Source organism: Streptomyces sp. NPDC001056 (genome assembly GCF_053598955.1).
On sequence record NZ_JBSFLI010000013.1, the window covers coordinates 75,200 to 97,614 of the forward strand.

Annotated in this window: 23 protein-coding genes; 8 read left to right on the plus strand and 15 right to left on the minus strand. The window is 70.7% G+C overall.

Annotation, left to right across the window (positions count from 1 at the left end; all coding sequences use genetic code 11):
- The first annotated feature begins 2 nt into the window (after positions 1-2).
- Positions 3-902, plus strand: a complete 900-nt coding sequence (locus ACWDD7_RS17625; RefSeq protein WP_351864532.1) for a potassium channel family protein — start codon at positions 3-5, stop codon at positions 900-902.
- Here ACWDD7_RS17625 and ACWDD7_RS17630 read toward each other — a convergent pair.
- On the minus strand, positions 880-2,256 hold the full coding sequence (locus ACWDD7_RS17630; protein ID WP_450457956.1) for a sensor histidine kinase: 1,377 nt from the start codon (positions 2,254-2,256) through the stop codon (positions 880-882). The genes ACWDD7_RS17625 and ACWDD7_RS17630 overlap by 23 nt on opposite strands.
- Entirely contained in the window at positions 2,253-2,924 is a 672-nt protein-coding gene (locus ACWDD7_RS17635; RefSeq protein WP_450457957.1) for a response regulator transcription factor, read from the minus strand. Before ACWDD7_RS17635 ends, ACWDD7_RS17630 begins: the two co-directional genes overlap by 4 nt.
- A 147-nt stretch (positions 2,925-3,071) precedes the next feature.
- Here ACWDD7_RS17635 and ACWDD7_RS17640 point away from each other — a divergent pair, with 147 nt between their 5' ends.
- The 5 genes from ACWDD7_RS17640 (at position 3,072) to ACWDD7_RS17660 (ending at position 7,966) form a co-directional block, all read left to right on the plus strand.
- Positions 3,072-3,725 carry a DUF4956 domain-containing protein gene (locus tag ACWDD7_RS17640; RefSeq protein WP_450457958.1) on the plus strand — a complete coding sequence of 218 codons (654 nt, stop codon included), beginning with the start codon at positions 3,072-3,074 and terminating at the stop codon, positions 3,723-3,725.
- Entirely contained in the window at positions 3,722-4,540 is an 819-nt protein-coding gene (locus tag ACWDD7_RS17645) for a polyphosphate polymerase domain-containing protein (protein WP_450457959.1), read from the plus strand. Before ACWDD7_RS17640 ends, ACWDD7_RS17645 begins: the two co-directional genes overlap by 4 nt.
- Positions 4,537-5,391 carry a phosphatase PAP2 family protein gene (locus ACWDD7_RS17650; protein ID WP_450457960.1) on the plus strand — a complete coding sequence of 285 codons (855 nt, stop codon included), beginning with the start codon at positions 4,537-4,539 and terminating at the stop codon, positions 5,389-5,391. The genes ACWDD7_RS17645 and ACWDD7_RS17650 overlap by 4 nt, the downstream gene beginning before the upstream one ends.
- Before the next feature lie 336 nt (positions 5,392-5,727).
- Positions 5,728-7,230 carry a protein kinase domain-containing protein gene (locus ACWDD7_RS17655; protein ID WP_450457961.1) on the plus strand — a complete coding sequence of 501 codons (1,503 nt, stop codon included), beginning with the start codon at positions 5,728-5,730 and terminating at the stop codon, positions 7,228-7,230.
- A gap of 181 nt (positions 7,231-7,411) precedes the next feature.
- On the plus strand, positions 7,412-7,966 hold the full coding sequence (locus ACWDD7_RS17660) for a flavoprotein (RefSeq protein WP_450457963.1): 555 nt from the start codon (positions 7,412-7,414) through the stop codon (positions 7,964-7,966).
- Positions 7,967-8,060: 94 nt separating this feature from the next.
- Here the strand turns inward: ACWDD7_RS17660 and ACWDD7_RS17665 are convergent, their stop codons facing one another.
- From ACWDD7_RS17665 to ACWDD7_RS17715, 11 genes are all read right to left on the minus strand, one after another.
- Positions 8,061-8,915, minus strand: coding sequence for a patatin-like phospholipase family protein (locus tag ACWDD7_RS17665; RefSeq protein WP_450457964.1), 855 nt, complete (start codon positions 8,913-8,915; stop codon positions 8,061-8,063).
- A gap of 344 nt (positions 8,916-9,259) precedes the next feature.
- Positions 9,260-10,015 (minus strand): hypothetical protein, encoded by a 756-nt coding sequence (locus tag ACWDD7_RS17670; protein ID WP_395483534.1) that lies wholly within the window; start codon positions 10,013-10,015, stop codon positions 9,260-9,262.
- Positions 10,016-10,243: 228 nt separating this feature from the next.
- Positions 10,244-11,077 (minus strand): C1 family peptidase, encoded by an 834-nt coding sequence (locus ACWDD7_RS17675; protein WP_450457965.1) that lies wholly within the window; start codon positions 11,075-11,077, stop codon positions 10,244-10,246.
- The gene (locus tag ACWDD7_RS17680) at positions 11,074-11,490 is read right to left on the minus strand and encodes a hypothetical protein (protein WP_450457966.1); all 417 of its coding nucleotides are present in this window, start codon (positions 11,488-11,490) and stop codon (positions 11,074-11,076) included. The genes ACWDD7_RS17675 and ACWDD7_RS17680 overlap by 4 nt, the downstream gene beginning before the upstream one ends.
- Positions 11,491-11,835: 345 nt before the next feature.
- Complete coding sequence (locus ACWDD7_RS17685) at positions 11,836-12,879, minus strand: serine hydrolase domain-containing protein (RefSeq protein ID WP_285562179.1); 1,044 nt, start codon at positions 12,877-12,879, stop codon at positions 11,836-11,838.
- Positions 12,880-12,990: 111 nt separating this feature from the next.
- Positions 12,991-14,112 carry a glycosyltransferase family 4 protein gene (locus tag ACWDD7_RS17690; protein WP_450457967.1) on the minus strand — a complete coding sequence of 374 codons (1,122 nt, stop codon included), beginning with the start codon at positions 14,110-14,112 and terminating at the stop codon, positions 12,991-12,993.
- Positions 14,109-14,645: a dCTP deaminase gene (locus ACWDD7_RS17695; protein WP_388715425.1), complete on the minus strand. Its 537-nt coding sequence runs from the start codon at positions 14,643-14,645 to the stop codon at positions 14,109-14,111. The genes ACWDD7_RS17690 and ACWDD7_RS17695 overlap by 4 nt, the downstream gene beginning before the upstream one ends.
- Positions 14,642-15,181 (minus strand): dCTP deaminase, encoded by a 540-nt coding sequence (gene dcd, locus ACWDD7_RS17700; RefSeq protein ID WP_285562182.1) that lies wholly within the window; start codon positions 15,179-15,181, stop codon positions 14,642-14,644. Before dcd ends, ACWDD7_RS17695 begins: the two co-directional genes overlap by 4 nt.
- The gene (locus ACWDD7_RS17705; RefSeq protein WP_450457968.1) at positions 15,178-16,413 is read right to left on the minus strand and encodes a metallophosphoesterase; all 1,236 of its coding nucleotides are present in this window, start codon (positions 16,411-16,413) and stop codon (positions 15,178-15,180) included. Before ACWDD7_RS17705 ends, dcd begins: the two co-directional genes overlap by 4 nt.
- Positions 16,410-17,693 (minus strand): UDP-N-acetylglucosamine 1-carboxyvinyltransferase, encoded by a 1,284-nt coding sequence (locus ACWDD7_RS17710; RefSeq protein ID WP_450458024.1) that lies wholly within the window; start codon positions 17,691-17,693, stop codon positions 16,410-16,412. The genes ACWDD7_RS17705 and ACWDD7_RS17710 overlap by 4 nt, the downstream gene beginning before the upstream one ends.
- Before the next feature lie 39 nt (positions 17,694-17,732).
- On the minus strand, positions 17,733-18,029 hold the full coding sequence (locus ACWDD7_RS17715) for an ATP-binding protein (RefSeq protein WP_450457969.1): 297 nt from the start codon (positions 18,027-18,029) through the stop codon (positions 17,733-17,735).
- A 309-nt stretch (positions 18,030-18,338) separates the two neighbouring features.
- On the opposite strand from ACWDD7_RS17715, the gene ACWDD7_RS17720 reads away from it, so the two are divergent.
- Both ACWDD7_RS17720 and ACWDD7_RS17725 read left to right on the plus strand, forming a co-directional pair.
- Complete coding sequence (locus ACWDD7_RS17720; RefSeq protein ID WP_450458025.1) at positions 18,339-19,610, plus strand: helix-turn-helix domain-containing protein; 1,272 nt, start codon at positions 18,339-18,341, stop codon at positions 19,608-19,610.
- Positions 19,607-20,152 carry a flavoprotein gene (locus ACWDD7_RS17725; protein WP_395483539.1) on the plus strand — a complete coding sequence of 182 codons (546 nt, stop codon included), beginning with the start codon at positions 19,607-19,609 and terminating at the stop codon, positions 20,150-20,152. The genes ACWDD7_RS17720 and ACWDD7_RS17725 overlap by 4 nt, the downstream gene beginning before the upstream one ends.
- Here ACWDD7_RS17725 and ACWDD7_RS17730 read toward each other — a convergent pair whose 3' ends face one another.
- Positions 20,153-21,850, minus strand: a complete 1,698-nt coding sequence (locus ACWDD7_RS17730) for a mobilization protein (protein ID WP_450457970.1) — start codon at positions 21,848-21,850, stop codon at positions 20,153-20,155.
- Positions 21,847-22,347 (minus strand): plasmid mobilization relaxosome protein MobC, encoded by a 501-nt coding sequence (locus tag ACWDD7_RS17735; RefSeq protein WP_285562186.1) that lies wholly within the window; start codon positions 22,345-22,347, stop codon positions 21,847-21,849. The genes ACWDD7_RS17730 and ACWDD7_RS17735 overlap by 4 nt, the downstream gene beginning before the upstream one ends.
- Positions 22,348-22,415 lie beyond the last annotated feature (68 nt).

Consider the following 22,415-nt stretch of genomic DNA (forward strand, 5'->3'; position numbering starts at 1 on the left):
ACATGACGTGGTTCGTGACGCTCCTCGGCGTCGTCCTCGTGATGGTCATCCTCCGGGACGTGTTCCACACCATCTGGCACCCGACCCGCCATGGCGGCCTGAGCAGGATGGTGATGACGGGGTTGTGGCGCCTGTCCTCGCGCCTGAGCATGCGGTGGCGCGCGGCCGGGCTCGCCGGCCCCATGGGCATGGTCTGCGTCGTCGCGGTGTGGGCGCTGACCGTGGCCGTGGGGTGGGCCCTGGTCTACTGGCCGCACATGCCGGAGAGCTTCGCGTACTCCTCGAAACTCGTCGCGGCCGAGCACGCGGGGCCGGTGGACGCCCTGTACGTCTCCCTGGTCACGCTCTCGACCCTCGGCTTCGGGGACATCGCGCCGGCCACGGGCTGGCTGCGCGTCGCCGGCCCGCTGGAGGCGCTCGTCGGCTTCGCCCTGCTGTCGGCGACCGTGTCGTGGATCCTCGGCATCTACCCCGCTCTGGCCAGGCGCCGCACCTTCGCGCTGCGCCTCTCCCACGTGCGTCGCGGCGGGGTGACCTCCGAGGCGCTCGACTCGGACGGGGGCGCGGCCCTCCTGGACAGCCTGGCCTCGGCCGTCTCGGTGATCACGGTCGACTTCCTCCAGTACGCCGAGTCGTACTACTTCTACGACGGCGACGAGAACACCTCGCTGCCCCTTCAGCTCGGCCACGCCACCGACCTCGCGGAGCGGGCCGCCGGCGCCCGGCATCCCGATGTCCGGCTCTCCGCCGCGGTGCTGCGCAGGGCGCTGGACGATCTGGCGGTCATCCTGGACGAACGCTTCCTGCACACGGGGGCGGCCACGGCCGGCGTCTTCGCGACCTACGCCCGCGACCACGGAGACCGTACGGGGACCCGCCTCAGCACGCGATGTCGAGGGTGACGACGGCCCCCGGCGAGATGTTCCCGGCGCGTGCGGTGCCGTCGTGGGAGGCGGCGACCGCCGCGACCAGGGCGAGGCCGAGGCCGGTGCCGGACGTGGTGCGGCTGGACTCGGCGCGGGTGAAGCGGTCGAAGGCGTGCGCGAGGAAGTCGGGCGGGAAGCCGGGGCCCTCGTCGGACACCGACAGGCACAGCCGCCCGCCGCGGGTGACGGCGCGCAGCCGGATCGTGCCGGTCCCGTGGCGCAGGGCGTTGTCCAGCAGTGTCCCGACGGCCGGCTCCAGCCACCGCGGGTCGACCTCGACGGTGGCCTTCTGGTCGTACTCGACCTCGAACCCGCGTCCGTCGCGCTCGGCGGCGCTGCGGTAGGGGGCAGAGGCCTCGTCGAGGAAGCGGGCCAGCTCGACCGGGGCGCGCTGGATGTGCTCGCCGCTCGCGAACTGCTCCAGATCGAGGAGGGCGTTGGCGAGGGTGACCAGGCGGCCGACCTCGGTGTCGACCGAGCGCAGTGTCTCGGTGAGCTCCTCGGCGGTGCGCGGGCGGTGCAGGGCGACATCGAGTTCGGCCCGCATCAGGGTGAGCGGGGTGCGCAGTTCGTGGCTGGCGTCGGCGATGAACTGGTGCTCGCGCGCGCTGGCGGCGGCCAGCTGGTCGAGCATGTGGTTGAGGGTGTGCCCGAGGCGGGTGATCTCGTCGTCGCGGTCGGCGGGCACGTCCAGGCGGAGGTCCTGGGCGCCGTCGGCGAAGGTGGCGGCACCGCGGCGGTAGCGCTCCACGGGGCGCAGGGCGGCGCGGGCGGTGCGGTAACCGACGTACGACGCGGCGATCAGCGTCAGCCCGGAGGCGAAGGCGAGCTGGCCGAGGAGTTCGCGCAGCGCCTCGTCGCGGTGGCCGCGCCGGACGGCCGCGACCACGATCCGCACCTGTCCGGCGGTGGTGACGCGCCTGGCCTGGAGGCGCAGTGTGCCCGAGGTGATGGGCAGCAGGGAGCCGACGTCGTGCCGCACCGTCCGCCCGCGAGCGACCGCGGAGAGTTCGGCGACGGTGAGGAGCTGCCGGTGGCGTACGGCGTCGCTGGAACCCAGGACGCGGCCGCGCTCGTCGAGGACCTGGTGGAGGCTTCCGCTGGGGCCGGGCGGCAGCGGGGTGCCGGTGCGGACGGCCTGGTCCAGGCTGTGCCGGTAGGTGGTGAGGTCGTCGTCGAGCTGCTGGTCGAGGGCGGTCTGGACCCGCCAGTAGACCAGGCCGGCGGCACCCGCCAGGACCATGGACATGGTCAGTGCGACGGCCAGCACGAGGCGGGCCACGACGGGCAGGCGCCTGAACCACGCCCACAGGCGTCCGGCCCGTCTCACGAGGCGGTCTCCAGCCGGTAGCCGCGTCCGCGCAGGGTCGTGATGCTCGTACGGCCGAAGGCCCGGTCGGCCTTGGCCCGCACCTTGGAGACGTGCACGTCGATGGCGTTGCTGCGCAGGTCGGTCTCGCCGTCCCAGACCTCGTCGAGCAGCTGGAGGCGCGAGACGACCCGGCCGGCGTTCTCCATGAGCACCCGCAGTACGGCGAACTCCCGCCGGGACAGGTCGAGTTCGGTGTCCGCACGCCAGGCACGCTGCTGTTCGGAGTCGAGGACGAGGTCGCCGACCCGCAGGCGGCCGGCGGTGTCGGGGCGGCGCCGGGATATCGCGCGCAGCCGGGCGAGCAACTCCTCCATGGCGAAGGGCTTGACCATGTAGTCGTCGGCGCCGGCGTCCAGGCCGGCGACGCGTTCGCTGATCGCCCCGCGCGCGGTGAGCAGGATGACGGGCACGTCGATGCCCTCCTCGCGCAGTGTGCGGCACACCTCGATGCCGTCGAGGCCGGGCAGCATCACGTCCAGGAGGACGCCGTCGACTCGTGGATCGCGGGCCGCGGCCAGGCCGGAGGTGCCGTCGTAGCGGCCCTCGGCGGTGTGTCCGGACTCGGTCAGGTAGCGGACGACCAGATCGGTCAGGCGGGTCTCGTCGTCGACGACCAGGCAGTGCATGCCGGGCAGACTAGCCGCCCCCCGGACGGGGCCGGCCGGAAGCCTTCATGGTCTGTTCATGTGAAATCCCTACTGTCCTTCCGGTCGCGGTGCTCCGCGGACCGCGACCGGTCCGCCGTCCGACGTGCCGCGACGGAAGGAACAGCCATGCACGCACTGGTGCTTGCCGCCAAGGGCATCACCCACCACCTCGCGGTCACCGACCTGCTGACCCGCGGCGGTCTCGATGTCATCGCCCTGCTGATCCTGGTCGGCCGGCTCTACCGGCGCCGCCCGAGCGCCCCGGCGATGCCGTTGGTGCTGGCCGCGCTGAACATCGGCCTGTTCGCCGCGATGAGCACCATCAGCGCCGGCAAATTCCCGGCAGGGGTCGGCTTCGGACTGTTCGGCATCCTCTCCCTGGTCCGTCTGCGCAGCGCCGCCTTCACCCTGCGCGACGTCGCCTACACCTTCGTCACGCTGGTGATCGCGTTGTGCACGGGCCTGCCGCATCGCCAGACGTGGCTCGTCGTCGCTCTGGACGTCGTGGTGCTGGTGGCGGTGCTCATGGTCGACGACCCCACGTCGTACGGGCCCCCGACCCGCACGGTGAAGCTCACCCTCGACCGGATCTACCCGGACGCCTCCGCGATCGCCGGGGACGTGGCCTCCCGCTTCGGCCGGGCGCCGCTGTCCGTCGTCGTGGACGAGGTGGACTACGTCCGCGAGACCACCCGGGTCTCCGCCCGCTATCCGGCCGAGCCGCAGGAGCCCGCCCTCGCTTCGGACCCCGAGCCGCGTGAACCGGTGACGGCGCTGTGATCCCGGGCTCCTCCCTCGCGGCCGACCTGTGCCTGGAGGGACTGCGCGGCGCCACGCTCGCCGAGGTCGACGCGGCCGCGGCGCTCCAGCACCGGGTCGACCGCAAGTACCTGGTCCCGGTCGACCGGGCCCGCCGTCTCATCGCCGCTCTCGCCGGCAGCCACCGCGTCCTCGACCTCGGCGGCCGTCGTACGACGAGTTACCTCAGCACCTACTTCGACACCCCGGAGCTGGGCGCCTGGCGGGCCCACGTCCAGGGGCGTCGCCGGCGCTGGAAGGTCCGTACCCGCCTCTACGCCGAGGACGGGCTGTGCCGGGTGGAGGTCAAGACGAAGGACGGCCGCGGCGCCACGGTCAAGCACGCCCTCACGGTTCCGGCCGCCGAGTACGGCGAACTGACCGCCGAGGCGGCCGGGTTCGTCGACGACGCGCTGGGCCGGGCCGGCGTCCCCGTCAGGGCCGGGGGACTGTCCGCCACCGCCGAGGTCCGTTACGTTCGCGCGGCCCTCGCCGACCTCGACCGCGGCAGCCGCGTCACCCTCGACGGCACCCTCAGCTGCCACGGCGACGGCCGCACCGCCACGCTCGACCACGGCCACGTCCTCATCGAGACCAAGGGCGGGCCGCGGCCCGCACCCGCCGACCGGCTGCTGCTCGGCATGGGCGTGCGGCCGGTCTCGCTGAGCAAGTACGTCGTCGGCCAGTCCCTGCTCACCCCGGGCCTGCCCGACAACGACGTACGCCGCCTCGCCCGCGCCCACTTCACCACAGCGGCCGACCCCGCGCCGCTCCCCGAAAGGATTCCCGCCGCATGAACGTCCTGCGCGGTGTCAAATGGCCCTACGCGCTGGTCGCGCTGCTCGCCGTCGGGGCCGTCGCCCTCGGCGCGCTGCGACCGCAGCTGGTCACGGCCGTCACCTCCTCGAAGAAGAAGCCCAGCGCGACGGACAAGATCAAGCAGGATCCGCCGCCCACGCTCTTCACGGACAACGAGATCGCCGCGATCGGCAGGCAGGCGGACGACCAGCGCAAGAAGGCCGACGCCCTGTTCGCCCGGTGGAAGAAGACGCACGGCACCGCCCGCGACGACAAGGCGTTCGCCGCCTGGGCCGCCCGGCAGGTACCCGCCCCGCCCACCGCGGCCCAGCGCACCGCCGAACTCCACCAGGACCAGCGGCTCGCCAGGACCCGTACGGCGGCCGGGAAGAAGGCGGCCACCTGGCTGGAACTCCACGGCAAGAAGGACGTCTGGAAGCTCTACCTCCACGACCGGCGCGAACTGGTCCCGGCCCGGCAGGGCGCGGCCGAGAAGGCGGAACTCAAGGCGGCCCTGAAGATGGCCAAGACGATCAGCGACCAGGTGGCGGCCGAGGACAGGCAGCCGGCCCCGTACGTCCTGGACCCCACGCTGCGCCCGGACAAGCACATCAAGCCCGGCACCAAGGGCCCGTACTCCTACCCCTCCCGGCACGCCACCCTCTCGGCCACCGCCGTCACCTACCTCGGGTCCCTCTCCCCGCACCGGGCCGAGGACTACCGCTGGATGCGGGACGAGGTCCTCTACTCCCGCCTCTACATGTCCGGCCACGTCACCAGCGACATCACCGCCGGCACGCTCCTCGGCGACCTGATCGGCGACTACGAACTCACCGTCAGCGGACGCTGAGGGCGGTGGACGACCTGCTGGAGGGAGGGCCGGGCACGAAGGTGGTGGCGAGCCAGGGGGGTGGCGCGTCGAGCACGACCGGGTGCCAGGTGTCGGCCGTGCCGGTCGCCGCGTACGTGCCCTAGGGGCCGGACTTCATCACCGCGCTCCTGCTCCACGGGGCGTCCGCCTGATCTCGCCCGGAACCGCCGAGTCCCGGGACCGGGCCGACCGGTCACGTGAGTTCGGCGGCGCGCCTGTGCGCACCTTCTCTGCGACTCGCCGGTGCGGTGGTGGCGACCGGCCCGTCGACCTCGCGCCGTAAGCTGCGCGGGTTCTGATTCAGGGGAGGTATCAGTGGGGCGGGACTTGGTCCTGGGCGGCCGGTACGAGTTGGCCGAGAAGCTCGGGCAGGGCGGCATGGGAACGGTCCATCGGGGGGTGGACCGGCAGTTGCGCCGCACCGTCGCGGTCAAGCTGCTCTCCTCGGAGCTGGCCCACGATCCGCAGTCGCGAGCCCGCTTCCGGCGCGAGGCGCACGCGGTCGCCGCGCTGAACCATCCAGCGGTGGCCACCATCCACGACGTCGGCGAGGAGGCGCACCCGGACGGCCCGCGGCTCTACCTGGTCATGGAGTACGTGGAAGGCGCCACTCTCGCCGATGCCCTGCGGCGCGGTCCACTCCCCGTCGCCGAGGCGATCGACGTGGCCTGCGCGGTACTCGACGCGCTGCGGCACAGCCATGAACGCGGCATCGTGCACAGGGACATCAAGCCCTCGAACATCATGGTCACCGGGCCTGGCACCGTGAAGGTCCTCGACTTCGGCATCGCCAAGGCGTTCACCGAGGCCGCCACCCGTATCACCGGCAGTGGCGCGGCCATCGGCACCCCCTCCTATCTCTCGCCCGAGCAGATCAGCGGCGCGGAGATCGACCACCGGGCCGATCTGTACGCGATGGGGTGCCTGCTGCACGAACTCCTGGCGGGACAGACCCCGTTCCGCGGTGAATCGCCGTTCGCCGTCATGCACCAGCATCTCTACACCGCACCCGAGCCGGTCTCCCGGCTCCGACCGCAGACACCGCCGGCGGTCGAGGCGGTGATCCTGCGCGCACTGCGCAAGGACCCGGCGGAACGATTCGCCGATGCGGGGGAGATGCGCGCGTCCCTCGCCGACGCCCTCACACAGAGTTCTCTGCCGACGGCCGAGGCCACCGCTCCGCCGCCCCCGTCCCGAGCGATGCGGCCCGGCGGCCGAACGGCTTCCCGCGACAGGTTCCGCATCTCACCGCGTCCTTCCGCCGACAGCGCTCTCGCTCTGCTCGGATCCCTGCTTTCGCTGCTGTGCGCCCACGGCGACCTGGTGGACACCGCTCACTTCGGCCAGGTCGCCGTCGCGGCCGGGGTGTTGGGAATGGTGACGCTGCCATGGTCGGCACGCCTGGCATGCGCGGTGAGCTGGGGACCGGTGGCCGAGGCCGTGGCGGTCAACTCCGAACTGCGGCGCGCCGAGGTCGGGTGGGCCGGCTCCTATGTCGCCATCGCCGCCTTGCTGGCACTGACCGCCGCCTGTTGTCTCATCAGCGCGGTACGCGGCCAGGGGCGCAGCGCCGCAGTGGCCGCCTTCTGGTTCAGCGCCACCGCATCGATCTGGTACTTCATGGACGACCTGCACAAACTGTTCGTCTTCTACCTGCTCCTGGCGCTGGTGGCCGTCGCCTCCGTGTCATGGGAGACCGTCCGATCCGTGCGCGGCCGAGCCGGGCGCAGCGAGGCGGCGCTGAAAGGGTCGTCCGGCGGCGTGACGACGCCTGGCCGCCGGCCGACGACGACCTCGCCCCGGGACCTCAGGACATGACGGGTGTGACCGCGGCCGGCGGCAGAGGCGACCGCGCGGCCACGAGAGACTTCCTGGCCGAGGCCGGGGCGGACCTCCTCCGCCCCGATGCCCGCCACATGGTCGCCGACATGGCCGCCCGTGACCGCCGTCGTACGCTGCCGGAACCACACCACTTCAGCCGCCGACCGGGAGTCCCCGCGTGACCGAACCGACCGCCCCGGACAAGAAGCCCTTCCTGTACGTCGTCGTGTGCGCGGCGGGTGTCGCCCATGACGTCGGCAAGCTCATCACCGCCGCCCAGGAGGCGAACTGGGATGTCGGCGTCATCGCCACACCGCAGGGGCTCGGCTTCATCGACACCAAGGCGATCGAGGCACAGACCGGCTACCCGATCCGCTCCGCCTGGCGTTCACCGGGAGACCCGCGCCCCCTGCCCCCGGCGAACGCGATCGCCGCGGCTCCCGCCACCTTCAACACGATCAACAAGTGGGCCGCCGGGATATCCGACACCCTGGCGCTCGGAATCCTGTGCGAGGCGTACGGCACGGGCATCCCTACCGCGGCGCTGCCCTACCTGAACTCCGCGCAGGCCGCCCACCCCGCCTACCGGCAGAGCCTGGACCGGCTGCGAGGGATGGGCGTCCTGTTCGGCTCGTGCGAACCGCACCGGCCGAAGGCCGGCGGAGGCGCGGACCGCTTCCGCTGGGACGAGGCTCTGGAACTGCTGGAACCGCTGGTCGGCACCGTGCGGTGACAGGTCCTCGACGACCACGGCAGTACGCCTGATGCCCCGCCTCATACAGCCGGTGCGGGAAGTCCTGCCGTGGGGCACGTGCCTGGGGAGGCGTTCATGCCGAGCTTTCGCCTCTCGCCGGCGCCCAGAGGCCGGCCAGCTGCTTCCGCGCGGCAGCGGCCTGCAGCTGCCCCGCCTGGAACGCAGGCACCCACGCCGAGGGGTCCGACGGGTCCGTGCCGAGCGCCGCCGCCGATGCCTCGTCCGGGAACAGCGACACCACCGTCTCCGCGCCCAGCGCGGCCAACGCCTCCTGTCCGGGAGCCTGACGCGCCATCGGCTCCACGACGACCAACGTACGTGCGCCGGCCGCGAGGTCCACGTTGGTGCCTGCCCGCAGCGCGCCGTCGATGTAGTGGCGTCCGCCGATGGAGACGGGAGGCGCCGCGCCCGGGAACGCGCTGGAGGCCGCGACCGCAGTCGCCAGTGGAACGCCACTGTCGCGATCCCAGACCACCGGCTCGCCGCTTCCCGCCTCCACGGCAGGGATGAGCAGGCGACGCCCAGTCGGCCAGGAGTCCGTGCCGATGAGCCGACGTCGCACCGCGACCAAGGTCCACTCGGCCTCCGGATCGGCCGCGTCGAGGGCGATCCGCCCGACCCGCCGACGGGCCTCCTCCGGTGGCAGGCCGGCACCGAGGACCGCGAAGACCTCACCCATGCGCTGCGGATCGGCCTGCGGCGGCCGGGGACCGTCGCCGCTGCTGCCGGCGGGGTCGGCGAAGTGCGAGAGGTCCTGGCCCGTGGCCAGCGCGGCGCCCACGATCGCGCCGGCTGAGGTGCCGACGACCAGATCCGCCGCGCCCAGGTCGACGCCCAGGCCGCGCAGGCCGTGGGCGAGTCCCGCCGTCCAGGCAGTACCAACGTGTCCGCCCGGGCCGAGCACGAGCGCACTGTCCAGCGAATGCATCGTTCCCCCATCCGTTGCTGTGGCGATCTCGACCCTAGGCCGCCCCGGCGCACCGCTGCGGCCCGGCGGGACCCGAAAGCCCTGCCCGAACCGACCAAAACCCCAGTTCAGGGCCACACCAGGCAGTACGCCTGATGCCCCGCCTCATGCAGCCGGTGCGAGAAGTCCTGCCACTCGTGCAGCGATTGGGGGCGGCGGGGCGCTGACCCGGGGTTTCTCGGTGAAGTGTGCGTTGACCTGCGGGAACTCGTCTCGGTAGTTCTCACAGGTCAACGCCGTTTCCCGGGCTCATGTGCCCTGGATGTGCCCTCGGCGACCGTGACCGTCGAGGGTCGACAACCGGATCAGTCGGCGACGATGTTCGCCGTAAGGATGCGGACGGCTTCACGAGTGTTGTCCGCGGCGAAGCGGACCTCTCGTACTTCCTGAAGTGGCTTGCCAGTCTTGGGTGCCACAGGGTACGGCTCGCGCAGCTTGACGCTGAGCGTGGTGGAGTCGCCGATCGGCATCGCCAGGACGCCGTCGTCGATCTGGACGGCCCTGCGATAGCCGCTGTGCCGGGTCGTGCGGACCGATTCGACGAGGTCAAGCGGGATCGCGATCTGTACGAAGTGAGCAAACCGCAGCACCATTTTGCCGTCGCCGACGCTGTGCGGGCGGATGGACAGTGCCGCGATGAAGCCGAGCACCCAGAGGGTTCCATAGATGGAGAGCGCCAGCAGGATGATGCGCACCACGGACCAGGGGACGAGGAACTCGACGGCGAGGATCTCCAGAGGCACGAGAAACACCATTGCCCACATGATTGGCTTGATTTCCGAGCCGTAGGTCAGGATCTGGTGGCCTTCCGGTGCGTCCGGCTTGCGGCGGATCCAGCGCCAAAGAGCGCGGAAAAGGCCGAATTCCATCCCCATCACCTTGGCCACCGGGGCAGGGAGCACGGTGGATAGCGCCTGGTTGAGGGCCTCCTGCCCGTCGGCCCCCCGGCTCCGGGAGGTCTTGTAGGCCCGCGTGGCAAGGGTAAATTCGGTGATCACGATCCCGGCCAGGAGGAGTTCGAGTAACAGTCCGACCGCCACCGCCTCGCCGAGGCTGAACACGCCGGTCCATACGAGGCAGACCTGAGCGAGGACAACGGTAGGTGCCGCCCAACGGGCGGTGGTCGCCAGGAACCTCCGCAACGTCAACCAACTTTCCTGTGGGGGGTGTTAGGTTCACTGGTTATTATTCCCGCTGGCTCTTCGTGGCTAAGCGACGCGAAGACCCGTACCGGCTTCTTTCTTTCGTAGACGCGGGCCGAAAAAGAGAGCTGTCCGGACGAGCCGCACTCACTGTTTCTGCCAGTCCTCTTCCACGACGATCCAGTTCTCGCCAGTGAGCTTCTGTTCGAGGAAGGCGTAGGGAAGGAGGCCGTAGCCCTGGACCCCCCAGCCGGTTCCCCAGCTGTTCCGGACGCGGAAGGCTCCCGAGCCGGTACCCCGGTCGTAGGGAGCGGTGTCCGCCTCGTCGTCGTAGCCGGTCAACAGCACCACATGAGGTCCCACCGACTGCTCCGTGGGCAGCTGTACTGGGATGACACCGCCGTTCAGCAGGGACATGGAGATCGACGGGCAGAGCCGGATCTCCACGCTCACAGGGATGCCCAGCGCGATGGACCGGCGCGCTAGGTTGAGCAGGCCGGCCCCGTCCGGCGCGCGCAGCGGACGCGCGATCGGGCGGGAGTGCCGCGCGGTGACGTGGCAGTGCTCGGGCGGATCCCGGTCGACCCGGGTCGGACCGAGTTCGTCGTACGGCCAGGCTGCCTCCTCGCACAGCCCCGACTCCGCCCAGGCGCGGAAGCTGTGTTCCAGACGGGAGCCCTTACGATCCGCGGAACCGGCGAGTCGGCGCGAGAGCCGGTAATTGAAAAGGACTGAGGGGGTGAACTCCATCTGCTTGGCCCGGCGGGCGTAATAGCCGGCGATCGCCGTGGTGACCGCGGCGGTGCACAGTGGGACCTGCCCCTGGTCGATCACGGGCGGCATCCAGCCGGACAGGTCCATCCGGTGAGGGACGCTTCCGGCCGTCCACCAGGGAGGCGCGATCCCGGACAGCCAGTCGGCGTCGGCGGCCTCGGAGACCGTGGAGTCGGATTCCTTGCCGGCAGGGCGTGCCGTCGTCACGACGGGTCCCGGAGTGTGTCAGGGCCTTTCCCGGCGTTCCGGTTCTGGACCGTCTGGTTGATCCGCTTCTGGCGACGAGTGACAGCGGAGTAGGAATCGTTCAGGGCGGCCTGGTCGAAGTCAGACTCGGGCCTGCGCTCGGGCAGGAAAGCACCGGTGTCCGTTCCGCGGACGAGCAGGGCGCTGTCCTCGCCCGCGGTGGGAGAGACTCGCGGTGTGTTCGCGGTGGCCGGCAGCGCCACCAGCACATCCGCCCAGGAACCGAGGGCAACGTGCGCGGCGCCGCCGCCGGTGTGGTCCTCCCAGTCGGTCACCGGGACGTGGCCGGTGACGGCCTCGATCATGCGCGGCCCCATGAGGGCGTGCGCCTGCGCGGTGGCTTGATCAATGCAGAAACGGGCACACTGCTTCATGCCAACACGACTCGCTGGGCTGTTCCGGCCGGGACACTGCAACAGAGCCAAGCATCCGGCACCGGAAGATGGAAGGGGCTCAAGGTCGGTGAAGAGGCCGACGATGCCACATTCTCCGCCCACGAGCGGGACTGTCTGAAAGACGCTTCGGTCCTCACACGGCCCGCGCCCCGGTCGAGCACGGCTTTGCCCACCTCAAGACCTGGGGGTTCTGGGCAAGGTCTGCACCGACCCGAAGCGGGCAACCGTGCTGGTCAGGGCCCTGCTGGTCCTGACGACGGGCCGAAGCCTTCACCACGTCGCCTGTGGTTTATCGAGGCGTAGCCAGGACGGGCACTGGTTGCTTCAGGCGAACGTAAGCGCGCGGAAGGCGTTGCGGACGTCGGTCAGGGGCTGGCGGTCACGGGTGTAGTAGAGCTTGTTGGTCAGCAGTACTGCCCACCGTCCTTGCTGGGGCGAGATCCACATGCCGGTGCCGGTGAAGCCGTAGTGGACCCAGATGCCGTCGGCGAGGTGCGTGCCAGGGGCGGGGTGCCAGAACAGGCCGCGTACAGGTTCCAGGGTGCCGGTCTGGACCGTCAGCGACTGTCTGGTCCAGGCGGGGCCGAATCCGGCTCGCACCAGGCCGGTCGAGGTGTCCAGCATGTAGCGCAGGAAGACGGTGATGTCGTCGAGGGTGGTGAAGGCGCCGGCGATGCCGCACACTCCGCCCAGGAGCCGGGCGGAGAAGTCGTGGGCGATGCCCTTGAGATGAGTGTCGGTGTCCTGGTCGAGTTCGGTCGGCGCGCACCGGGCGGCGATCTCGGCGGGCAGCGGTCCGAACCGGGTGGAGTCCATGCCCAGTGGCTGCCAGGTCCGCTCTGTGGCGAGCTGGTCGAGGCGCTGGCCGGAAAGGTGCTCAGCGAGGAATCCGAGGATGAGGGCGGCCCGGTCGGTGTATTCGACGGCCTCGCCGGGCGGGCGGTGCAGGGCCTCGTGGAGGACTCCGTCGCGGATGTCCTGGGGGTCGGTGCCGTAGAGGTTTTTGAGTTGGGCGCGGAGCGGTGCGCCGGCCGTGTGGGTCAGCAGGTGGCGGGCGGTCACGGCGCCGAGTGGGTGGCCGTCGACTTCGGACCAGAAGGCACCGAGCGGGGTGTCGAGGTTGAGCTTGCCTTCCTCCCACAGGGCTCCGATCGAGGCCCACACGGCGAGGATCTTGGTGAGGCTGGCGGCGTCGAAGACGGTGTCGGGCTGCATCGGCACGTTCGGCTCGTTGGGGTCGAGGACCCCGGCGGCGCCGTGGGCGCGGGTGCCGGTGGCGTCACCGACTGCCCATACGGCGCCGGGGTAGACCTTGTCGCGGACGCCTTCGTTCAGGAGGGCTTCGATGCGGTCGGTGCTGTACGTCATGGTCTCCCTGTTCGCCGTGGCCAACCCGCCGGATCAGCGTAGTGACGCGGGCGGCACCAGTGGGGCAATGGCGTGTCGGACGTCGGCTGCGGGGCCAGATCGGTGTGCGTCTCAGGCGAGCTGGCAGCCAAGGTCGGCCAGGGCCTGAGCGGTAGTGGTGAGGGGGTAGCGGGCGGCGTTCGCGTAGCCCGCCTGTCGCAGGGCGGGCAACAGGCCGGGGGCGGTCCGTAGGCGGTCGAGGTCGCGGGCGAGTGCGGCGGAATGGGTGAAGTCGGTGGCCACTCCGGACGAGGCGACGACTTCGTTGAGGCCGGACACGGGTTGGTACAGGACAGGCAGACCGCATGCTTGGGCCTCCAGCGCGACCAGGCCCATGGCTTCCAGGGTGGTGGACGGCATGACCAGGACGTCGTGCTCGGCGAAGGCGTTCCACAGCTGTGGACGGCGGAGCCAGCCGAGGTACCGGGCCCGCACTCCGGTCCGCTGGAGGAGTGGGGCCAAGGCGTGGAACTGGGCTCTGGGGGCGGCGATGCTCAGCTCGACTCCTGGAATGGGCGCCAGGCCCGTGATCAGGTGCTCTGCGCCCTTCTCGGCGGTCAGCCTGCCTGCGTAGAGCAGTCGTAGGTGGCTGGTGGAGGTGCGGGCGGGCCGCGTCGGCGGATCGGTGAGCAGATGGTCGGGGATGCCCCATGGAATGCAGACGACCTTGCGGCGGTCGATCTGCGGGGCGAGCTTGAGAAGGCGGTCGGCCATCGCGCCGGTGGGGACGACGATCGCGTCGGCGGCCCTCGCCGTCTCGCGGAGGACTTGGAGCTGGTCGCGGTGGGCCTCAGCGAAGATCAGGTCGGTGCCGTGGACCAAGGCGATCCTGGGGTGGGCGGGCAGAGCCCGGAGCAGGGCGGGCGTGGCGCCGAAGGTGAGGTGCTGGAGGTGCAGTACCCCGATCTGGGCTGGATCGATCGCGGTCACCAGCGCCCGGCGCAGGGCCGCGACGTAGCGGCTGAAGGCGGCGCCCTCCAGGCACTTGCCGGCGACCGTCAGCAGGTCGAGCCCGGCGGGGAGGTGGGGATTGGGGCGGGTGGGGGCCAGCATGAAGGCCCGTGCGGGAATGAGGGGCTTGTCGCCGGTGTACAGGTCGAGGAAGAGTTCGACGCTGCCGCCGGGGCTTCCGGCTGGGAGGTCGAGGAAGGTGGCGGCCAGCGGCCCCGCGGCCGGGCGGACGAGGGGGCTCACAGCGCTCCTTGGGGGATCTCTTCGTACAGGCGGGAGATGTCGATGCCGTGCGTTGCGGCGTACTTGGCGCGCTGCTGCTGGTAGCTGGCCGGGGTGCCGAGAGTGGTCAGGAAGACGAGCTTGCCGAAGGTCATTCCCGGATAGACCCGGGCGGGCTTGGCGGCCCGGATCTCCAAGGTCCAGCGGATCGCGTGGCCCTGGTGGCCAAGTGGAGCGGAGACGTGGACCCAGATGCCGAGGGCGCCGATGGTGCGGTTGCCGTTGAGAAGTTGGGCATACGTTTCCGAGCCGGTCCTCTCCAGCGTGACGCCGAGGTAGAGCACGCCAGGCTGCAGGACCAATCCGGAGGCGGGGATGGCCAGTTCGGTGAAGGCGGTGGGGGCGGCGGCGTCCAGGTCGCCGTCGCAGATGCGGATCGTGTCGCCCAGCCGCCAGTCGTAGGCATTGGGGGACAGGCGTGCCGGGTCGTAGGGCGCGATGGTGATCTCGCCTGCGCTGACGGCGGCGGCAATGGCGGAGCCGGTGAGGATCACGAGGCGCCCGCCTGCACGTGTGCCGCATCCCGCCAGTAGCGGGAAGGCTGGGGGCCGGCGGCGCCCTGGTACTTGCCTCGGTACAGGTCGACGTCCCCGGTGGAGACGAAGAACATGATCTGCCCGATCTTCATGCCCGCGTACACCCGCAGAGGGCGGATGGGGGACAGCATCAAAGTCCACTGGCCGTGGAAGCCGATGTCACCGATAGGGGCGGTGATCTCGACGAATAACCCCAGTCGTCCGACCGAGGAGCGGCCGAACAGCAGTGGGATGAAGAGGTCCGAGCCGACCTCCTCGACGGTGTGGCCGAGGTACAGCTCGCCGGGCTGGAGGACGTATCCGTCCGTGTCGATTCGGATCGTGTGCGTGGGGTTGGCGTGGTGGGCGTCGATGACCTTGGTGGCGTACGTCAGCAGGGTGGCGCCCAGGCGGACGTTGTAGCTGTTGGGGTTCGTCTGCTTCGGGTCGAATGGGGTGATACGAAGGCGTCCGTCGGCGACGGCCGTGTTGATTTCGGGCCCGGTGAGGATCATTGAGCGCCCCCTTGAAGAGCATCGGCAGAGTCAGCGAACGGGGCCGCCAGGATGCTGCGTACCGCCTGGCCCAGACGCAGTCCGGCTTGATGAGTGCGGCCGCCGAGATAGGTGTCGGCGATGTAGTCGGTGGTCAGCACGATGCGCGCTGTGGGCGGAAGGGGCGTGGGCGCGACTGCCAAGGGTCCGATGTGTTCGACGAGATGAGCGAGCAGCTTGGCGTGGTCCTCGGACTGATCGTCGGAGAGGAAGGCGTGGACGAGCTGGTTGCCGAAGGGCTCGATGGCGAGCAGGTCGCCGAGGGTGAGGACATCGCCTAGCGGTACGGGGCGCAGAGCGGTTTCGTTAAGGATGACCGCATCCGCTCCGAGGCCGGTGTGCAGGCGGGTGGCGATCTCGTCCAAGAGGAGGCGCCGGTCCAGCAGGGTATTGAGATACGGCTCGTTTACGATGCCGAGCTGGCTCCCCAGGGTGCTGCCGACGAGGGCGATCTTCTGCTGCAGTACGGCGAGGTCCTCGGGGATGAGGGACGTGTCGGGGAAGGTGCCTACGCGGACGGCCCAGCCGGCCCCGACCGGCTCGGCGGTGGCGTACCCGACGCCGAGTTCGTGGCCCTTGACGACGAGGGTGTCACCGACGGGCACGGGGCCGTAGGTGTCGCTGTGGCAGTGCCCGGCGAAGATGACGTCCACGAACGGGCAGGCGGCGGCCAGCTTCAGGTCCTCGTCGAAGCCCGAGTGGGACAGCACCATCCAGGCGTCGGCACGGTGATGGTGCTCCAGCATCACCTCGCGTAGGGCCTGGGCCGGGTCGGTGACGTGGTGGCCCGTGCGCTGGTTGGCAGGGATCGCGTTGAAGGCTTGCAGGCCGATTACCGCGGTGACGGCAACTCGCCGGCCGCCGATGTGCTCGATGCGCACGCGGTCGAAGAGCGGCTTGCCACTGCTATCGGCTGCGTTCGCGCACACGGTCATCTCGTGCAGCTGCGGTTCGAAGTAGTGCGGCCAGCCGTGGTTTCCGGGGGCGAGCAGGTCGTACAGGCTGGTGAGGACCTCGCGCTCGATCTGTCCCTGGCCGAAGCGGTAGAAGCCGGTGCCTTCGAAGAAGTCGCCGCAGTCCACGACCAGGCTCTCGGCCCTGGCCGCGTGGAGGTAGGCGAGCATCGGAGTGGCCTGGGCGAAGGAGGAGTGGACGTCGGTCGTGGCGGTGATTCGCTGGAGCTGCCGGGTCATGGAGTGACCTCGCAGATGTCGGCGCCCAAGGCGTGCAGTTTGGTGGGCAGGTCGGCGTGGCCGCGCCGGAGCTGTTCGAGGCCGCCGAGGGTGGTGACGCCGCTCGCTGTGAGGCTGGCGATGAGCAGGGCCGAGCCCGTGCGGATGTCGGTGGCCGCCACGCCGGCGCCGGTCAGCTGCTGCGGTCCGGTGAGGCGGCATTCGGTGGGCGAGAGCTCGTGGATCTCGGCGCCGAGGCGCGCGAGCTGGGGGAGCAGGTTGCCGTGACGGCCGGGGTTGATGGTGTCGGCGAACAGGTGAGTGCCGGGCAGCCCGAGGGCGAGGGCCATCAGCGATGGTTCGAAGTCGGCGTCCAGGCCGTCGGGGGAGAGGGAGGCGATGGCGCGCAGCGATCGCCCGGTCGGCTCGGCGGCGTGGGCCCGGACGGTGAGAGCATCGCCCTCGGCGTCGGCGGGGACTCCCAGCCAGTTCAAGGCGGAGACCAGGGGAGCGACGTCGTCGCCGCGTACGCCACAGATGCGTGCGTCCCCGCCGGTCGCCGCGACCGCACAGGCCAGGGTCCCGGCTTCGACCTTGTCGCCGGGCACCGACCAGACGGTGGTCTCCGTCGGGACGGAAGTGGGTGGTGACAGCGTCAGGACCGACGCACTGACCCGGCACTCCCATCCCGCTACTTGCAACGCCTCTACGACGCTGATCACTTCAGGCGAGAGATTGGGATGGCCAAGGCGCAGGGGTCGGTCGGCTACGACCGCGCGCAGGAGTGCAGCGACGCTCGCCCCACGAGAGCGGAATGGCAGCACCACGGACACGGTTCCGGTCCCACCAGTGGCTGCTTCCACGAGGTAGCCGCGTCCATCGACCGTTGTGCGGTCACCGAAGCGCTCGTAGACGTTGAAGTGCTGCTCCATCCCGCGTTCCCCGATCCGGCAGCCTCCCGGCCAGGGCAGCCGGGCTCGCCCGGACGCGCCGAGCAGGGCCGGTACGAGGTAGTACGAGGCCCGGATGCGGGCGGCGACCTCGGGATCGGGGTCTGGCTGGGGCTTGTCGCTCGGCAGGATCACGATGGTGTGCGGATCGCTGACCGGACGGGCCGTGTGCCAGCCGGCCTGTTGGAGCAGGGCGAGCATGGTCTCGACGTCCGTGTTCGACGGGACGTTGCTCAGATGCACCGGGCGGTGCAGGGCCGCGGCGGCGGCCAGCAGGGGCAGGGCCGCGTTCTTGGAGCCGTCGACGGTGATGGAGCCAGCGAGTGGGCTGCCGGGTCGCACGGCGACCACTTCTGCGGCGACGGGGGGAATGCGTACGGCTGTCAACGGTCAACTCCTCTGCAGGGGCAGGTGTGATGCGGTGGGTAGTAGGGTGCTGACCTTGAACTCGGCCCAGCAGCGTTTGCCGGGCGGCAGCGGATCGAAGCCGTGGCGGTCCGCGAGTGCTGCGACGAGGAACAGCCCGCGTCCGCCTTCCTCGTCCACATCCGACAGGCCGACCTGTGGGACGGCGGGGTTGGCGTCGTTCACCCCGATCCGCAGTCCCTTGTCGCTCAGGCAGGCGCCGGCCGTGATCGGGCCGCCGTTTGCGTGCCGGACCGCGTTCGCGATGAGCTCTGCGGCCACCAGCTCTGCCGCGTCCAGGAGTTCGGGGCCGAGGAAGGCGCTGAAAGTCCTATCCCGTCCGCGAGCTGCTGGCGCGCGGACGCTGCGGCAGCTGGCGTGCCGGAGACGGGAATCCGGATGTGATGCGCTTCCATGAGCGGCCTCCTGGTCGGTTCGGCCACTCCACGCAATCGCTCCGGAGGTAAGCGGAACCAGTCGGTGTGCCGAGGCTGCATCACTTATGCAGGAGCTGCATCACTGCCAAATGCCGCTCGGTTACTCTCGGTTGAGCAGGCAGGATCGGCGACGGCAGAAGGGGCCGTGGCACAGATGGCCGAGGCACAGAGTGAAGCGAGACGGATCGGCGAAGTGATCCGTCAGGCACGCGTGTTACAGCGGCGCTCGCAGAAGGACGTTGCCGCCGCGCTTGGGTATCACCAGTCGAAGGTGAGCCGCCTGGAGAGCGGCAGGGGCACGGAGGACGTGCGAGTGCTGCGCGAGATCGCGCAGGTGCTGGAGATTCCGCCGCAACGTCTCGGCCTCGCCGCCGCTTCTGATGCCAGCCCCGCCGAGCCCGGAACAGAGGACATGCACCGCCGTACCTTCCTTGCCGCGAGCGTCGCCGCCCTCGCGGCTCCGCCGTCATCGACCGCAGCACATCACGAGCTGATCCAAGTCCTGTTGCCAGGCACGAGCCCCGCGGCCACCGGGCAAGCCCTGGGCATCGACGAGCTGCGGGACCGGGCACGGGCCGTACGCCGGATGTTCTGCACGTGCGACTACGCGGAACTGGAGCAGACCTTGCCGGGTCTGATCGCCGACCTGCGTCAGGCCGCCGGAGGCTCATCCGGCTCGGCGGAGGTGTCCGGGCTGCTCGCGACCGCCTACCAGACATCGGTGAGCCTGTTGCTGAAGCGGGCCGATCAGGGCAACGCTTGGCTCGCGGCCGGTCGGGCCATGGCCGAGGCGGAACGGTCCGGGGATCCCGTCGTCCTCGCCGCGAGTGTCCGCGTCCACGCTCACGTCCTCGTGCGGGAGAAGCACACGGCCCAGGCCGTGAACATGGTCCGCCACACTGCCGACCAGCTCACCGGCTCCTACGACCAGCGCTCGCCCCGGTACCTGGCAGCGGTTGGTCTGCTGTTGCTCCGCGGGGCGACCGCCGCCAGCAGAAACGGTGACCGCGACACCACCCAGGACTTCCTCACCGAGGCCAAGGAAGTTGCTCGCTACGTCGCCTTCGACCGGCCGGACGCCTGGGCGAACTTCAGCCCCACCAACGTTGCACTCCACGAGATCAGCGCAGCCGTCTCCTTCGGTGACGCCGGCATCGCCCTGGAAACCGCACGGCCGCTCATGCGGCGGCACATTCCTGTCCCCGAGCGTCGGGCCGCGCTGTGGGTGGAGACCGCCCGCGCCTACAGTCAGCAGGGCAGGCTCGCCGAGGGCTACCAGGCCCTGCGTATCGCCGAGAGCTGCGCGGCACAGGACATCCGCCGCCCGGCCGTACGCGAACTGGTCGCCGACATGGCAGCCCGCGACCGCCGCCGGGCACTGCCCGAGCTGCACCACTTCAGCCGCCAACTGGGAGTGCCCGCGTGAGTGATCAGCCCGACAAGCCGTTCCTCCAGATCGTGGTCTGCGCGTCCGGGGTCGCCGCCGACGTCGGCAAGCTGATCACCGCAGCACATGAACGGCACTGGGACGTCGGCGTGATTGCCACCCCACAAGGACTCGGCTTCCTCGACGCGGAGGCGGTCGAGGCGCAGACCGGCCGCCCCATCCGCTCGGCCTGGCGATCACCGGGCGAACCGCGCCCGACTCGGCCCGCGGACGCGATCGCGGTCGCTCCGGCCAGCTTCAACACCGTCAACAAGTGGGCCGCCGGGATCTCCGACAATCTCGCCCTGGGCGTCCTGTGCGAAGCACCCGCCATGGACATCCCGGTCGCCGTGCTGCCGTACCTGAACTCGGCCCAGGCCGCCCACCCCGCGTACCGCCGGAGTCTGGAACGGCTACGCGAGATGGGCGTCCTGATCGGCTCGTACGAACCGCACCGGCCAAAGGCCGGCGGCGGGGCCGACCGCTACCGCTGGGAGGAAGCCCTGGAGCTCCTCGCGCCCAAGCTGTCCGCACCGGCCTGATCAGCGCTGCCGTGTCGGTGACCCCTGTGGTGGCCGGCCAATGGCTGCCGCGGGGTGGACCGGCACGCTGGGCCGTTGCATGGCACTGTGGGCCCTGGCTGCCTGGGCCCACGGACCGGGAACGTGGCGCTCGCCGAGGCGGCGGATACGCCAGGTCAGCGCGCGGGCGGGACTGCGGGCGTCGTCCAGGGCACGTTGGTGCAGCGCTTGGCCGAGGACGGTGGCTGCGTTGTGTCCTGCTGCCTCTGCCTCGGCGAGCACGGTGGCGAGTGCGTCCCAAGCGGGGTCGTTGAGGATGCGCTCGGCGTGCTCCGGAACCACATCCTGAAGGTGGTGGGCGAAGCGGCGCTTGGTCTGCGGGCCGGGTGCCCGGCTGGCGAGGCCGACCAGGACGGGCTCGGCGGTCCGCGCGTACGCGGTCTGTAGATGGAGGAGGGCCTGTTCGGCTGCCGCCTCCTGCTGGGCGTGCTGGCGGGTGCGGTGCCAGTGCAGCGCGAAGGCGACCGCGGTGAGTGCGGCGTCCAGGAGCATGATGAGCCCGGTGCCGTCACTGTCCTGTGGCCTCTCGCGCCAGATGGTCTGGATGCTGCGGTGCAGGGCGCGGGTGCTGACGAGGTCGGCGGCGATGCGGGAGCGGGTGGCGCGCTCGAAGGCAGCGGCGGCTTGTTCGAGTTCGGCTCGCGCCGTGGTCGGTGCCATGACGGGCAGCAGGTCCAGCGTCGCGCCGAGCGCGACGAGTTGGCCCTGGGCCGTCTGCTCGTCGCCTTTCGTGAGGTGGTGGGGGATGCGTTCGGTGGCAGCGGAGGCCTGGTGCCACGGGTTGCCAGGCTGGACGGTGGCCGGCTCGGGGCTGGTGGTGGCGAGGCGTTCGCGGATCTTGGGCAGGGAGAGGTCAGGGGCAAGGGTGAAGCCCGCGAACCACACCGGGTCGCCTTCCTCGTTCACGTTGCCGGGCAGGGCGAAGTTGCAGCCGAGCGCGTCGCCGGAGGGAGCGAGCTTGAGGCGCACGTCCACGCCGGTCGCCTCCAGCAGCGAGAAGAACTCGGCCTCGTCGGCCGCGGCGGCGACCGCGCTGCGCACCCGCATACGCAGGACCTCGCGGGCGGTGGCGTCCTGGTCCAGGCGTTTGGCCTTGAAGTGTTCCTTGCTGGTGGGGCGTTTGGCGGCGGTGCCGTCGCCCGGCTTCAACCGCCTGAGCCCATAGTCGACTTCGATCTGACGGGCCTTGCGCTGGACGGCTCGGATGTCGTAGTCCCGTTTGGGGCGGCGGCCGTCTTGGCGGACGAGGGTGGCGGCGATGTGGATGTGGTCGTCGGCGTGGCGTACGGCCACCCAGCGGCAGGCTTCGGTGTCTCCGGCGGGGGCGATGCCGGCGGCGGCCACGATCCGGCGGGCGATCTCTGCCCACTGGGCGTCGGACAGGATGGGGTCCTCTGGGGCGGCACGGACGGGGCAGTGCCAGACCGTGGTCTGGGGAGCCCGGCGGCCGAGCATGGCCACCGGCTGGTCGAGCTGGGTGTAGAGCTGCTTCTCCACCTCCTTGGGGTCGCGGTGCGGGCTGCGGCCGGGGTCGGGGGCGAAGTCGTTCCAGGACGCGACCAGGTGAGGGTCGACGTGCTCGTTGGCGTCGCCCTTGCCGAAGAGGTAGGCGATCAGATGGCGGGTGCTGCCCTTGCCGGTGATGATCTTCGGTATCACCGGCCCTGCCTTCCCTCGGTGACCTGGGCGATCGCGGTGTCCACGTCGGTGATCGATGCTTCGACGCGGGCCAGGAGCCGGTGAACGACGTCGGGCTCGGGCCAGGCGCCGTCCTTGTGGAGATGCCAGGTGAGCTGGTTGAGGTTGTTGCCGAGCCAGGCGAGCTGCCGGTTGGCGGCCATAAGCACCTGCACCATGGCGCGGTAGTCGGCGATCGCCGCCGTGGGGTCCTCGGCGCGGGCCGCGGCGAGCGACGCCTCGGCGACGTAGCCGCCGATCTGCATACGGCTGAGCGCGGCGGCGTGGGCGAGGTCGGTGAACTCGCTGTCGCTGTAACGGGGGTGGACGCGGCGCTCGCGCAGGCGCGGCTGACGCAGACGGCGCTGCGGCTTCGGGGTCTGCGCGGCGTGCGGCGACGGTCTGGTGTCTCCCGTATCGGTCGGCTCCCCCAGGCCAGCCGATCCCGGCGCCCCCACGGCGCCGGGTGCCTCCGCCACCCCAGGGGCGGAAGGCGGGTAAGGACTCCTTACCCGACAACTTGCTGCGCTGTCTGGGGCTGAGGTGG

Bases quoted from the DNA above. Each gene is read 5' to 3' on its own strand.
- ACWDD7_RS17625 (WP_351864532.1), top strand. From the start codon at position 3: ATGACGTGGTTCGTGACGCTCCTCGGCGTCGTCCTCGTGATGGTCATC.
- ACWDD7_RS17635 (WP_450457957.1), bottom strand. From the start codon at position 2,924: ATGCACTGCCTGGTCGTCGACGACGAGACCCGCCTGACCGATCTGGTC.
- ACWDD7_RS17640 (WP_450457958.1), top strand. From the start codon at position 3,072: ATGCACGCACTGGTGCTTGCCGCCAAGGGCATCACCCACCACCTCGCG.
- ACWDD7_RS17650 (WP_450457960.1), top strand. From the start codon at position 4,537: ATGAACGTCCTGCGCGGTGTCAAATGGCCCTACGCGCTGGTCGCGCTG.
- ACWDD7_RS17665 (WP_450457964.1), bottom strand. From the start codon at position 8,915: ATGCATTCGCTGGACAGTGCGCTCGTGCTCGGCCCGGGCGGACACGTT.
- ACWDD7_RS17680 (WP_450457966.1), bottom strand. From the start codon at position 11,490: ATGAAGCAGTGTGCCCGTTTCTGCATTGATCAAGCCACCGCGCAGGCG.
- ACWDD7_RS17685 (WP_285562179.1), bottom strand. From the start codon at position 12,879: ATGACGTACAGCACCGACCGCATCGAAGCCCTCCTGAACGAAGGCGTC.
- dcd (WP_285562182.1), bottom strand. From the start codon at position 15,181: ATGATCCTCACCGGGCCCGAAATCAACACGGCCGTCGCCGACGGACGC.
- ACWDD7_RS17705 (WP_450457968.1), bottom strand. From the start codon at position 16,413: ATGACCCGGCAGCTCCAGCGAATCACCGCCACGACCGACGTCCACTCC.
- ACWDD7_RS17720 (WP_450458025.1), top strand. From the start codon at position 18,339: ATGGCCGAGGCACAGAGTGAAGCGAGACGGATCGGCGAAGTGATCCGT.